The sequence below is a fragment of the Thiothrix caldifontis genome (genome assembly GCF_900107695.1).
GTDB lineage: Bacteria > Pseudomonadota > Gammaproteobacteria > Thiotrichales > Thiotrichaceae > Thiothrix > Thiothrix caldifontis.
Map to the genome: position 1 here is coordinate 88,867 of NZ_FNQP01000008.1, position 15,210 is coordinate 104,076.

General features: G+C 49.4%; 8 protein-coding genes. All 8 read left to right on the forward strand.

Annotated elements, in window-relative coordinates; all coding sequences use genetic code 11:
• Positions 1–8 precede the first annotated feature (8 nt).
• The 8 genes from BLV87_RS08315 (at position 9) to BLV87_RS08350 (ending at position 15,203) form a co-directional block, all read left to right on the forward strand.
• Positions 9–278, forward strand: a complete 270-nt coding sequence (locus tag BLV87_RS08315) for a PAAR domain-containing protein (protein ID WP_093067352.1) — start codon at positions 9–11, stop codon at positions 276–278.
• A 4-nt stretch (positions 279–282) separates the two neighbouring features.
• Positions 283–726, forward strand: a complete 444-nt coding sequence (locus BLV87_RS08320; RefSeq protein ID WP_093067354.1) for a GPW/gp25 family protein — start codon at positions 283–285, stop codon at positions 724–726.
• Positions 727–751: 25 nt separating this feature from the next.
• On the forward strand, positions 752–934 hold the full coding sequence (locus tag BLV87_RS08325) for a hypothetical protein (RefSeq protein ID WP_093067357.1): 183 nt from the start codon (positions 752–754) through the stop codon (positions 932–934).
• A 488-nt stretch (positions 935–1,422) separates the two neighbouring features.
• The gene (locus BLV87_RS08330; protein ID WP_175517886.1) at positions 1,423–5,157 is read left to right on the forward strand and encodes a baseplate J/gp47 family protein; all 3,735 of its coding nucleotides are present in this window, start codon (positions 1,423–1,425) and stop codon (positions 5,155–5,157) included.
• 37 nt (positions 5,158–5,194) lie between these two features.
• Positions 5,195–6,532 (forward strand): hypothetical protein, encoded by a 1,338-nt coding sequence (locus BLV87_RS08335; protein ID WP_093067362.1) that lies wholly within the window; start codon positions 5,195–5,197, stop codon positions 6,530–6,532.
• 24 nt (positions 6,533–6,556) lie between these two features.
• Positions 6,557–10,294: a hypothetical protein gene (locus BLV87_RS08340; protein WP_093067365.1), complete on the forward strand. Its 3,738-nt coding sequence runs from the start codon at positions 6,557–6,559 to the stop codon at positions 10,292–10,294.
• On the forward strand, positions 10,294–11,994 hold the full coding sequence (locus BLV87_RS19320) for a contractile injection system tape measure protein (RefSeq protein ID WP_175517887.1): 1,701 nt from the start codon (positions 10,294–10,296) through the stop codon (positions 11,992–11,994). The genes BLV87_RS08340 and BLV87_RS19320 overlap by 1 nt, the downstream gene beginning before the upstream one ends.
• Entirely contained in the window at positions 11,994–15,203 is a 3,210-nt protein-coding gene (locus tag BLV87_RS08350) for an eCIS core domain-containing protein (protein WP_175517888.1), read from the forward strand. The genes BLV87_RS19320 and BLV87_RS08350 overlap by 1 nt, the downstream gene beginning before the upstream one ends.
• Positions 15,204–15,210 lie beyond the last annotated feature (7 nt).

The following is a 15,210-nucleotide window of genomic DNA, read 5'->3' on the forward strand; positions in this document are numbered from 1 at the left end:
AATTCCCCATGCTTCCCGCCGCCCGCACCACCGACATGCTGACCAGCCCCGCCACTCAAGGCGTTCCCACCCCGATTGTTTCCCCCGGTGCAAGCAATGTGCTGATTGCCGGTTTGCCTGCGGCACGGGTGGGTGACACCTGCGGTGCAGACGCGATCATCAAAGGTTCGGCAACGGTGCTGATCGGTGGCTCACCGGCTGCCAGAGTTGGCGACATGACCGCTGCCGGTGGCACGGTACTCCCCCCCTGCGCCCTCACTGTGTTGATCGGAGGTTAAGCGCATGAACCAAGCATTTATCGGGCGTGGCTGGTCATTTCCGCCCAACTTTTCGCGTAGCATTGCTGGCGTGACGATGCTGGAAGGTGAAGCTGACATCGCTTCCAGTTTGGAAATCCTCCTCACTACCCGCCCCGGTGAGCGGGTCATGCTCCCCGACTACGGCTGCAATCTGGACGAGTTGATGTTTGAAAATCTGGATACCCGCATCAAAACCCTGATGGCTGACAAGGTAGAATCCGCCATTCTGTACCACGAACCCCGCATCCACCTGGAGCAGGTCAACATCGACGCCAGTCGGGAACACGAGGGCGTGGTATTGGTCGAGGTCAGGTATCGGGTCAAATCCACCAATTCCCGTTTCAATTTTGTGTACCCGTACTATCGAGATGAAGGCACTGACATTAACCTGACGACCACGGTCAGCCTCTTGCCGGACAACCGTTGAAACACCACCACAAGGAGAACAATACGTGAAAACCATCAGGCTTGAATTAACGTTAGACGAAATCAATACAACCCTAGAAGCACTGGGCAATCTGCCTTTTATTAAAGTCCATGAATTGATCAGTAAAATCCATCAGCAAGCCAGCCCCCAAGTCAGCGGTACTGCCAATCACGAGACGGCTAAACCGCCAGGAGCAGCAGAGGAATAACCATGGCAAATTCGACACCCCAGTTACAGGATGGCATCAGCCAGCAACGGCGGCACAACCCCGCCTTACAGCCTGACTATGCCCGTGTTGATGAACGTTCACTGCGGGACTTGTTAGCGTTTGTACGGGATTACAGCGGCGAACTGCGTTATTTTGATGAACAGAATGAGGCAGCAGGTGATTGGCAAGCCTTCTTCCCACAGGATGTTAGTCTGGATGACATACTAGCATTCCTCGCCAATCCAACCTCTCTGCCGGAAAACAAAGCACAGCTATGCCAGCAACCCCACTTCGTGTTATTGCTCAGCTTCCTCCAATTGCTGGCGTTGGTCAGACAACCACTGAATGACCTGACACGGCGTCATCTGGATTTTCATTTTCGGCAATTCCTGCAACTACGGGAAAAACCAGCACGACCTGATCATGTCCATGTACTGGTTGAATTAGCCAAACACGCCGAGGCTTTCCCACTGCCCGCTGGCACATTATTGGATGCAGGCAAAGACAGCACAGGCAACCGCCGCCTGTACGCCACTGATCAGGACACGCTCCTGAATCAGGCACGGATAGCCCAACTAAGCGCTCTTTATGTGGACAAGAAAATCACTGGTTTCCCGGATGCCAGCGGCGATTTGCTGGCAATGCTGAAAATCGCCCTAGGGCATCCAGCTCCCGGCGATGAACTCCCCTTTTACCCTGTGGATGCAAACACTAGGAAAGTGCTGGATGCCGATTTTCTGAATGATGAACTTTACTCTCAACTGAACTTTATCCGTAGCAACACCGCAGAACACGGCCTCAATCTGTCGTTCCATCGCTTCGCTGAACTCGTGAAGTATCAGCAACAACGCGAACCTAACGAGTCTATGCCTGCACTGTGGAAGCAATACCATCAGGATTGGGGAGAAAGCATTAATGCGTTCTTAAAAGAATTGGGAACCCGAAAAAATCCGGGCAGCACGATTACCTTTGAGCAAGAGAATGATTTCAATAACAACTTTAAACAGGCATTAGGTTTTGACCCTTATAAAGATGAGAGTTTTCCGGGGCTTCCAGACATATCCAGCATAGATGAGCTGTATACAAACCTTACACGTGACGATGTACAAGACTTCTTGAAAAACAAGATGTTTATTGATCTGGCTAAACCAGAAGACCAGACAAAATTTGAAACCATGATGCAAACCAAGATCCGCATTGACAGCGAATGGGAGCGCATTGACACTCTGTTAGCACAAGCCTCCGGCAAACAACCAGTACCGGTTTCCCTGCCAAACATAGAAACCAAACTCCAGCAAACATTAGCAATCGAAACCTTAAACCAGCTAAAACAATTTGGTGGGTTAAACGGTCTGCATACCAGCATTCAGCACATGCAGGACTATTTTTTCATGTCGGCCTATGACCTGTACTCCATCATTACTACTGCCCAAAACCCCCAAGCGGATTCTCATGATTGGAATAAGGTCTATCAAACACTGACAGCAGCCCATCAAAACAAAGTGTCTCATGACCGCCAGCAAGCCCTTTCTGCCGCACTATCCGCTCCCCCATCCACAATTTTACAACTAACCTTGGCACTGCCATTAGTATTAGGTAGCCATCACCCAAACCATAGCGTCGAAGATTTGCGCACTCTTTTACCAGAGCAAGACTTCAGTTACTTGAATAACTTGGATAAGCAACTTATCAACCCAGCGGAAATGGATAAGGTTTATGCCACCCTCATGATTGCTTGGCGTAACCGGGAAGGGGCTGATCCAGTCGCAGAAAAAGCAGAATGGCAGGGGGTATATGCCAGTAACGATGTAACAACAATAGCTCACGCCAACCCTATTGCCAACAGCGATACAGTACGTTGGAAAACCTTTGGTCAACTTCGTCCCACCGAAATGCAACGTGTACCCTCCGAATTTGGTCTGGCAATCAGCTCCCCTACTTTGTTGCTAAGCCAAAGCAGACGCGACATCACCTTAACCTTTACATTTTCCAGTGCTTTAGATTTTATTACACAAGAAGAAATCACAAATAATCACCCATTCAGTGTCTTATTAAGTAGCAAAGATAGCTGGCTAAAAGCAGACCCACAAAAAGAAATAGAACTCGCAGGGAATGACACAAGGCATGAGTTAACCATTAATAAACCAGAACCAAACAAACTACAATTTACAATCATTTTACTACCAGACAGAGAAGCTATCACAGCCCCAACAGCAAGCTTGTTTAATTCCACCCTAGCGCCGATTATAAAAATCATTTTCAACCAAAACCAAGAAACTTACCCTTATTACCAGAAACTAAAAGCCCTTTCACTCATCCAAACCGATATTAACACGGATGTAAGCGGTTTGACCGATATTAACGCAAAGAACGATCTACAACCCGTAGACATCAAAAAACCGTTTGAACCCTTTGGGTCAAGGCCGGTTGTGGGTTCACGTTTTCATATAGAATCATCTGAACTATCACAAAAGCGGTTATCCTATTTGAGCTTCAATATTGAATGGATTAATAAACCAGATGATGACTATTACAATAATTACAGAGAAAATGCATCAATTTCCACATCCGATTTCAAAATAGACATCGGCTTTAATGAAAAAACAGAAGTAACTGTGCATGATTTATTACTTAATGATTCAATTCAAGTAATAAACGTAGCCGAAGAAAATAATTTATCTAATAAAGAACCACTAAAAAAATTATATTGGGAGTTAAAAAATCCCGATTTTCAACACACTGCTTATCCCGCAATTGCCACTCGGAATGCGACTAATCTAGCCATAGGAATAGCGAATCAAACAGTAAAACCTAGTAATATTAGTGCTTTCTTACTCAATCCACCTTACACGCCGACTATTAAAAAATTAACCATCGACTACCAAGCATCTTTATCGTCAAACTCTGCTAAAAAATCAGAATATAGTTTTTATCATATTTACCCGTTTGGTCATGCAGAGGTTCCGTGGAATCAGGACACCCAACAGGTTAATTTCCTACCCCAGTTTGATGACGCGGGTGAGTTATACATTGGTTTGGAAAAACTCAAGCCCCCCCAACACCTGAGTCTGTTGTTCCAGATGGCTGAAGGCAGTGCCAATGCCGACCTCCCCCCTGAAACCATTCGTTGGGATTACCTGAGCGGCAACCAATGGCATAGCTTGGCTGACAATATTCTCAGTGATGCGACACAGGGGTTGATCAATTCCGGCATTATCCGGTTCTCTTTACCTGCCAGCCAACCCAATACATTGTTACCCCCGGCATATTATTGGCTACGAGCCAGCATCCCCAAATACCCCAACAGCGTCTGCGATACGGTAGCCATTCACACCCAAGCCATTGCAACAACACGGGTAGATATGCCGCAAAATGCCCCTGATGCATTAAACCAGCCACTACCTAGCGGCAGCATCAAAAAACTGCTTAATCCATTACCCGCCATCAAAGCCATACAACAACCCTATACCGCTTTTGGTGGTAAAGGTGTTGAGCCAGCCCCATGGTTTTACACGCGAGTCAGTGAACGTTTACGCCACAAGCAACGCGCCTTAACGCCGTGGGATTATGAGCATTTGGTGTTGGAAGGTTTCCCGCAAATCTACAAGGTTAAGTGCATTCCTGCCTCTTTGCTGTCACCTGACAAAACGCCCGGAACCGTGGAAATCATTGTCATACCGGATATCCGCAATCGCCTACCCGCCGATCCGTTTGCCCCGAAAGCCCCGGTGAACCTGCTGACCGAGATTCGTGACTACCTGCAAGGTATCGCGCCGGATGCTGCCACGATTGTCGTCAACAACGCCCGTTATGTCCCCTTCAAAATTCGGATGGGAGTACGTTTTCATCAAGGTTATGAAGAAGGCTATTACAAACAACGCCTGAATGAAGCCATTAACCGGTTTTTAGCGCCTTGGGCTTATGATGAAGGTGCAGACATTACGATTGGCAGCACCATCTATGCCAATAGTATTATCAATTTTGTTGAACGACTTCCTTATATTGACTATATCGCCCATATTCGTCTTTTCGGCACTGACACCCTCAAAAATCACTATATTATAGATAATGTTATTAACAGCATCAGTACTAAAGATATGACAGGCATTCTAATCCCAGAACCACAACATGAATTCGACCCTATCCCGGATAGTGGTTATCAAGCAGAGTTATTTTTTGGCATCAATTACATGAAAATCGGCTTAGATTTTCAGATAGCTTAATAAACATTAGAGCCACCACTAATGCAGGAGAACGCCCATGGACATCAGTAACAAGAAAAACCGGACTGAATTAAAAAGCTTTTTCAAAAAAAATAGTATTCCAACAGAAAGTAACTTTGCTGATTTGATTGACAGCATGTTGAATCAGAAAGATGACCTGTTAGTAAAGCCTGCTAATCAACCATTAAGCATTGTGGCAGATACCAATAAAAATGCCTTAGATATTTATACCAAGATAGAAGACCCGCTGCCCACATGGAAACTCCGCATTAGCGATGCTAGTACACCCGAAAAACCCGGCTTTAGCCTTCACGACAAAATCAATAAAAGTCGCTTATTCATCCATGAAACGACCGGCGAGGTAACCCTGAACACCACCACCATTTACGATAGCGGCGCACTGGGTATAGGTACTGTAGCGGCACAAATGGGCAACACTGCCTTAGTCATACGCCAGAAAGCGACCGAAACCAACCGGGGCATTAAACTATTAGGTCCACCATCCACCAGTGGTCAGTTTTGGATTGGCTCCGGCAAAGCGGTACTTGAAGCAGATGGCAACGCAACATTGCATTTGATGACCAATAGTGCAGACAGATTAGTGATCAGCAACAATGGCAATATCGGTATTGCCGAAAATAACCCGACACACAAATTACATATCAGCAGCACTACAGGAGTCAGACAAAATTATTTATACCTCAGTGGCAATAAAACGTGGAGCAGCCTGAGCTTCAACGCTCACCATAATGAAAACAATAACGCATGGGTGTTTCCCGATAATACCACCACTGCCGTTACCCTTGAAATGGATCACAGTACCGGCCTTAATCAGGCACGCTTTGATGTATGGACAACGACCACTCAAAGCAAAACGGCTTGGGCACTGCGGTTAAGAATCCTCGGTGATTCAGGCAATGTAGGCATTGGCGTTGAGCAACCCTCAGAAAAACTAGAAGTAAATGGTAATATCAAAATTAATGGGGGTATAAAAACTAATTTCATCACGCAAGAAGACTGGATTGCTCCCACCTTATTGAACGGTTGGGTCTATTACGGTCATGTATGGAACACTGCTGGATACTTCAAGGACTCTTTTGGCATTGTGCATTTAAAAGGCTTGATAAAAAATGGAAGTACTGGTCAACCTATTTTCACCTTGCCCGCAGGCTATAGACCTGCGCAACAAGAACTCCATGCTGCCTGCACCAATTCTAATACTATCGGACGCATTGATATACGAGCCAATGGTGAAGTCATCATGGAGAGTGGAAGTAACGCCTGGATTTCACTGGACGGCATTACCTTCCGGGCAGTCCCAGTTAGATTTGTCCCTATCTTTGACCCGCCCTTTATTCACCCTCCTATCAATTGATAAAACGCTGGGGCGGATTACACCATGGATTACGATTTTCTACGCCGCGAAGGTATCCGTCACATTGAACGGCTAGGTAGCCAGCAATGGACGGATTACAACACCCACGACCCCGGTATTACGATACTGGAGCAACTCTGTTACGCCCTCACCGATTTGCTTTACCGTATTGACTACCCTATTCCTGACCTCTTGGCAGAAGGTGGGCGGAAGCCTTTTGCCGAGCTGTTTACGCCCTCAGAAATACTGACCACCAACCCGATCACGCTACTGGACTTACGCAAACTGCTACTAGACATTCCCGGTGTCAGAAATGCTTGGATTGAACGACTTAACCCCACACAGCCACCGCTCTACTTTCATAAGGAAGAAAACACCCTAAGCCTTGCCCGCGAAGATCAACTGGAACCACTGGTATTACAAGGCATTTACCAAATCTGGCTGGAAGCGGACACCGGCTTTCAAGGCAGCGTCCCCACCACGGTCACTGAACGCTTACATGAATACCGGGGTCTTGCCCAAGACTTCAGGCTGCGCTGGCTGGAAGTATTTCCCGTCAGCCTTACAGTCGAGTTGGAAATTGATGCGGCAGCGAATCCCGACACACTCCAACAGGCGATTGACACCCAAATTAGCCACTATTTCTCCCCTCCCACCCGTCGCTATACGTTACCGGAAGGGCTGGAGGCGGGTTTGTCAATTGACGAACTGTTTGAAGGCCCCGCACTGGAACATGGCTTCATTGACTCTGCCGAATTACGGGCAAACACCAAAAAAACAGAACTGCGTACTTCAGACCTGATTCGCCTGCTCATGGATATCCCCGGTGTCCGGCTAGTGCGGCGGCTTGAATTTGCCAATAACAATAAATGGTTACTCCGACTCGACGACACTACAGTCCCCCGACTGGATAAACACAACTCTCACATCACCCTCATTCAGGCAGGCATTGAAATTCCTCTCTTCCTTAAAGAGCTTAACGTTACCGCCGCAACTATTGCGCCATTACCGAGGGAATTAACGGAATTACCGCTGCCACCCAGCCAAAACCGGCATATCGGTGGCAGCTATTATTCCATCCAACACCAATTCCCGGATACCTATGGCATCAACAGCAACGGTCTGTCCGCATCCGCCAGCCCACTACGTAAAGCTCAGGTGAAACAGCTCAAAGCATACTTGTTGTTATTCGAGCAACTGTTATCCAACCATTTTGCCCAACTTGCCAATGTCTGGCAGTTACTCGCCTTTACCAACACCGACACCAATACTTACTTTTGCCAGTTACTGAACGACCCCAGCCTAGGATTAGATGAAAACGCGCCCACTACCCTGAATCTCTGGACAGCACCGAATCAGGAGACCCGCCGCAATCGCCTTGCTGCCATTGTGGATGACCCCACCAAACCAACAGAAAACCTTGAACGTAAACACCGCTTCCTGAACCATCTCTTGGCCCGCTTTGCAGAACAATTAGTGGATGACCGTCCCAGAACACCCGATGCACTGGCGCAACACATTACCCGCCAGCAAGCCTATTTACGCGACTACGCCACGCTTGGGCAACGCCGCAACACTGCCATTAATTACCGTCAAGCCGCAGAGCACCCTAACATCTCAGGGCTGGAACAACGTATCCGGCTCAAACTAGGCTTGGGCGAGGCAATTGACTGCTACATCATCGAACACATTCTGCTGCGCCCCTTAGATGACCCGCTGACCGGCGACCAGCACCAAACGAAGCCTATTCTCACCCTACAGACACACATTCCGAACGGCGACCCCTATTCACTATGGCTCAGCGTGGTTCTGCCCGCCGGCCTTCAAACATCGCAAGCCGCCATCCGTGAAGCAATACCCGCACACCTGAAGGTCACCTTCCGCTTGCTGGAAGCCCACGAGTTAGCCCACTTTCAAACTGCTTACCAGCGCTGGCTGACTACCCTGAGTATCAGCACCACCCAAGCCAGCCATACATCGGTCAATTACCAAGGGTTACGTGCTGCCCGTGACCATCTCATTGACCTGTTAGGCTTCGGGCGCACTTACCCACTGACTGACCTAGCCGTCTCCAATGAAATGGTTCCTCCTAACGAAAAAGCCAATATCCGTATCAGCTTCAGCCAACCCGACGTGCGTTACCAACTGTGTCAGGAAGACGGTAAACCGATGGATGGTTTTGTCATTTCCGGCAATGGTGGCGAAGCGATCCTGACCACACCGCCTATCACCGAAGACACCACCTATAGAATACTGGCTTGTAAAAGCTATGATGCGGACAGTTGCAAGGACAACCCTTATTCAGCCTTTCTGGTACAAACCGCCAGCATCAAAGTGGGCTTGGATACGACGCTGGAAGCAGAAATCACCGGAGAAATCGACAGTGATGGTCACATACACCCCATCACCTTGCTAACACCCCCCGCAGGAAGCCCCAACCCCATTGCCGCACGCCTGATACACTTCAGCCACCTAATCACGGTTGCGGTACGCCATTCCCAAGAAGGGGTCAATTACCAGCTATTCCCAGCCCAAGATGCCCGACGAACTGCGCTATCGGAAGCCGTCACCGGGTTAGGTAGTGGCAATGCCATCACGATCCACAGCCATGCACTGGAGGACGATACCGACATCCACATCAGAATTAGCCGTACCCCAGCCGGGGGTAGTGCACAAACGAACTGGCTGAATACCCTACTACCGCTCAAAGTCCGCGCCAATCCAAACCTCACGGTTGCCGCCACACCTTCGCCCATTTTAGCGTTTGGCGCACAACCCATGCTCACGCTGACAGCGAGTCAGCCCACCGTTGCTTATCAGGCATTCCAGCACAGCTTAGCGGATAGCGAATTGGTGTTTGGCAACGACCCTACCGGTTTGCTCAGCGTTGCAGTAACGGGGTATCCCGATGTACACACCAAACCACCGGCATGGCAAGCCCTCTGGCAAACCCCACCGGGTTACACCACAACCGGTGCTCCTGTCAGCGGCAATGGCGGGGAACTCATGCTGACGCTGCCTGCGGTGCATGAAGACAGCGTGATCCTGATTCAGGCAGCAAAACCCCACCAAGAAAACCAGCAAACCATCGTATCCGCCGTACCCTTGCGCCAAGCTATTCTGCTGCTGGTCGCCCCTGATCCCGAACCTGCACTGGTACTACGCATCCATCATGAAGCACGCCTTGCCCGCACGCTTCAGGTCGCCAATGGTCAAGCTGGGGTATTTTACCACTTCCGTCTGAGTGCAACGGGGGAAGACATCAGTTCACCTGCCTACTTCCACCACTGGGCTAACCGCGATTACCCAGAAAACAAAGGCATTAACCAACTCAGAATCGAAGGGGATTTGGTTATCGCCGCCAATCAACAGCCACAGACGCCGCAAGTCGACTTGCATAGTCCCTTGCCGGATAACGCCACCTTGCACATCCACGCTCGCAAAGCCCGCACCAATGTCGCCACCGATCTGACCCACGCGGTGGCCTTACCCCGCTTACCCACGCTATCAGCCCCTCAAGAGGAGGTAGACGCTGGGACAGTAGCTAACATAACGGTATCCAGCGAAACAGGCGTGCGTTACCAATTGTTACTGAACCAACAGATGCAAGGGACAGAGGTAAGCGGTGATAGCAACGACATAACGTTATCCACTGCACCTATCACGGCGGACAGTCAGTTCACGGTGCGCTCCATTCATGCGGCGGCGGCAGGAATCATCATCGAACTTGATCAAACCGTACTGATTAAAGTGAAGCTGTAATGTCCCACTGCATCCGCCAATGCCATTTCCACCTCGCATTCAACGGCACAGAAGCCGCAGGCTTGGCATTGCAACGCACGTTACCCGACTTATGCACACACCGGCTAATGCCTGCGCTTGAACCGGTATTGGAACGCCATGCACCCGCCGCTGGCGTGCTGAGTATTGATTGGCTGGATATTGATGCAGGGGTTCTATCCTTAGAACGCCTAGCGCAAGATCTCCCTGACCTGCTGGCACACGCACTGGAAAAACAATTGCGGGAATACTTATCCGCTGGCAAGCACTCGCAGCAAACGGCCTCGGTCACTGGCAGCCCTATTCGCTTTCAAACACCTCAACAAAGCCTCCACGAAGCCTTTATGCATTTCCTGCAAACCGGGCGCTTGCCTTGGTCATTCCAGCTCCCCACTGGGAAAAATCTGGAACAAACCCTACTAGAAGCTTGGCAACAGTCAGAACCAGCCACCACCGATCATAACGACGATGCATTTCCCCAAACCATGCTGTTACAGACGCTCACCTCCCCAACAGCACGGCAACGCCTGACCCGCCAGTTTTCCCCGTTATTCCTGCAAACGCTCGTCACCCGGCTATCTCCTGACAGTCGCCCAGTCGTGGATCAGGTGTTACAGGCATTACCGGCGGCGATCACTTCAACCACCGAAGCAAGCGCTGTTACCCGGCTGGTATGGGAAGTCGTATTTGCACAGCTTGCCCATACCCCGCTGGATAGCGTTTTGACAGCCCCCGCACTAGCAAGCCAGTTCTTTCAGGAATACCCACAGTATTTTCCTCACCTCACTCAAGACAGCCTGCTGGCAAACACAGGGGAACAACAGCGGTCAGCTACCACTCAGCAAAATACCCACGAACCAGTTAGCCAGGTGAAACAAAAACTAAATGATATGAAACATGGGGCTACCACTCAGCAAAATACCCACGAACCAATTAGCCATGTATACCCACGGCAAATGAAAACTCGGTTTCTCACATCATCAGAAGAAACCGAACATTCAGATGCAATCGGTATACATAAAACCGTACTCGCCCAGACAACACCGAATGTATCAGAACCACACGGGCTAGAAATCACACAGCACAATACGTTCACGCCAAGCCTTAGGCCGCATTCACCTTCTGTCACCCCATTACCACCAACCCACAGCCCCGCCAGACTTTCCGCCGCTTCCCAAGCAGAAACGGATGGTTTCTATATTGGAAATGCCGGTTTGGTATTGTTGCATCCCTTCCTGCCACACTGTTTCAAGACCTTGGGTATCGCTGTCGACGAGCAATTGGTTGAGGCTAACCGCGCCATTTGCCTGTTGCACTTTATGGCAACCGGGCAAACCACTGCACCGGAATACGCATTAGCCTTACCCAAAATTCTCTGTAACCTGCCGCTGGACATGCCAGTAGAAGCCGATAGCGGTTTAACACCCCGCGAATGTGAAGAAGCATCCGCACTGCTTACAGCGGTCATCCACCATTGGGAAGCCCTGAAAAACACCTCGGTTGACGGTTTGCGCGGAACATTTCTCCTCCGCAACGGGAAAATCTCCCGGCGTAATGATGGCGACTGGTTATTGCAGGTGGAAACCCAAACCTTTGACATCCTGCTAGACCAACTGCCTTGGGGCATCGGCATGGTCAAACTACCGTGGATGCCACACCTGTTGTGGACTGAGTGGCGCTGATGAAAACATCTGCTACCAAAACCTCCAAAACCACCTCCCGGACGGCGACCCAAACCGCCAGCCAGCCCTTCTTTGCCAAAGCAGGGCAAGGCAGTTTCTTTGCCCCGGCAGGCGTGCAGATGAAAATGACGGTAAACAAGCCGGGCGACAAGTTCGAGCAAGAAGCCGACAAGATGGCGGACAAAGTGATGCGGATGGCAAGCCCACCCACTGCCGTCAAAGAGGACAAGCTTCAGAAAGCCGAACCCGAACAAAAAATCCAGAAAGCCGAGCCGGTAGAAAAACTTCAGAAAGCCGAACCTGAGCAAAAAATCCAGAAAAAAGACGACGAGTTAAAACGCAAAGGCGGTGATAGCACTTCCGCACCCAGTTCCCAAATCCAGTCAACTATCCGCAATAAGACCACGGGCGGACAACCGTTGGGTTCTGAAGTACGCAGTTACATGGAACCGCGTTTCGGTGCTGACTTCAGCAATATCCGTGTCCACACCGACCCCGAAGCTGCCAGCCTCAACAACCAGTTGAGCGCACGCGCATTCACTTACCAAAACCATGTCTTTTTCTCCCGCGACCAGTATCAACCCGGTACAGGTGAAGGCAAACACCTGCTGGCGCATGAACTGACCCACACCATCCAGCAAGGTCACGCTATCCAGCGCAGCCAACAGGTCACGACCACGGCGACACCACCGCCCATCCAGCGCCTCGGCGTACAGGATGCGCTCGACTACTTTGCAGACAAAGCGTACCACATTCCGGGTTTCCGTCTGCTGACCATCCTCATGGGGTTCAACCCCATCAACCGGCAAGCGGTCGACCGCAGTGCTGCCAATATCCTGCGAGCCATGATTGAGCTGATTCCGGGTGGACACTTCATCACCCAAGCGCTCGACAATCACGGCGTATTCAACAAAGCAGGCGCGTGGGTAGAACAAAAACTGGCTCAACTCGCGGATATTGGCAGCGATATTGGGTCAGCCCTGAGCCGCTTCCTCGACTCCTTAGGCTGGAGCGACGTTTTAGACCTCGGCGGGGTTTGGGATCGCGCCAAACGCATCTTCACCGAACCCATCAAACGGATACTTTCCTTTGCCAAAAGCGTTGTCGTTGACATCCTGCAACTGGTCAAGGATGCCATCCTGCGCCCCTTGGCAGCCTTAGCCCAAGGCACACGCGGCTATGACCTGCTCAAGGCGCTTCTAGGCGAAGACCCGATTACCGGTGAAAAGGTTCCACGTAATGCCGACACCCTGATTGGCGGTTTCATGAAGCTGATCGGGCAGGAAGAGGTGTGGGAAAATCTCAAGAAAGGCAATGCGGTAGCACGCGCTTGGGCATGGTTCGACGGAGCTTTAAAAGGGTTGCTTGGGTTTGCCCGCGCTATTCCACGCACCATTATCAACACTTTCCGTTCCCTAACCTTCCAAGACATCATCACAGTAGCGGGTGCATTCAGCAAGATCGTGGGGGCATTTGCCAATATTGCAGGCAGTTTCTTCAGTTGGGCATTCAATCAGGTCATCAGCTTGCTGGAAATCCTGTTCTCGGTGGTAGCACCGGGGGTAATGCCTTACCTCAAAAAAGCCAAAGCGGCTTTTACTACCATCCTGAAAAACCCTGTCGGCTTTGTCCGCAACCTCGTGCGTGCAGGCAAGCAAGGCTTCCAGCTCTTTGCTGGCAATATCCTTGAGCACCTGAAAACGGCTCTGATCAACTGGATCGTCGGGCCACTCGCAGAAGCAGGCGTTTACATCCCTAAATCCTTCAGCCTGATGGAAATCATCAAGCTGGTACTCTCCGTATTAGGGCTGACTTGGCAGGCGATCCGCGCCAAGCTGGTAAAAATCATCCCCGAACCCGTATTGGCAGGGCTGGAAAAAACCGCCAGCATTCTGGTCACATTGGTTAAAGACGGCCCGGTAGCGGCATGGGAACAAATCAAAACCGAACTGAGCGAACTCAAGGATCAACTGGTTGCCCAAATTACCCAGATGATTTCCACCGAAGTGGTGAAAGCCGCCGTCACCAAACTCGCCAGCATGTTGAATCCGGCAGGTGCGGTGGTGCAAGCCATCCTCGCGGTTTACAACACCATCAGTTTCTTCATCCAGAAAGCCCAGCAAATCGGCGCGGTGGTCGCCTCCTTCGTTGACTCCATCGCCGCCATTGCAGCCGGTCAGGTAGCACCTGCTGCCAAACGGGTTGAGCAAACCATGGCACGCACCCTGACGGTAGTGCTTGCCTTCCTTGCCAAGTTCGCCGGATTGGGTGGTATCCCCGACAAAGTGGTCGGCATCGTCAAGAAGATTCGCCAGCCGATTGACAAGGGGATGGATAAGATTGTTGGGTGGCTGGGGAATATGCTGAAAAGTATGAAAACAGCAGCGAGTAACACGATTAAAAGCCTGCTGAATTGGTGGAACGCCAAGAAACAGTTCAGAGATCAAGATGGAGAAGAACATACTGTTTACTTTGCAGGAAACAATGAAAATTCCCAGTTAATGGTAGCATCAACCCCGAAATTAGCACACCAATTATTGAATGAAATCGCAAGTTCTAATAGTGGGAAAAAAGTTATCCCCATCATCAAGAAAAAAATTAAAAAAATTGAAAAATTAAAATTAGAAATCACTTCATTCTCCGACGAGAAAGATAATAAAATTAGAATAAAGGAAATTGAAACTCTTGTTAACGAAATTGGAGACCTTTTCGCAACCATATCAATCAAAGGAAAAAGCAATACAATGCAAAAAGTTCAACTAACTTTTGAAAGAGTATATGTAGGAATGGATGAGGAATACAACAGACAAATTAAAGAACAACAAAGCACAATAAGAGACATGACCATTGCAAAATGGTTGAGTAATCGCTTTATCTTTGAGAACAAAGGAAGAATTCAAGACTCAACACTTAGAAAACAAATAAATATACGCAATCTTGCACGTAATCAATACATAAAAAATCAAATGGATAAAGGTCTTACCAAAAAAGAAGCCCAAAAATTATGGGAATATCAGGCTGCTGCCACTCACAGTTTGGATCAGGTTGCAGGCGGTGATCATTATGTATTTTCCAATGTGGGCGTATCCAGTGTGAACAGTCATCTTGGAACGCAATGGAAATCAAAAATTCAGGAGATTACTAAAGCGGTTAGCAATGTCAATCCATCGGTTTACGGAACTGTGAAAATGAATGTCGATCTGAAATAAAGAGAGC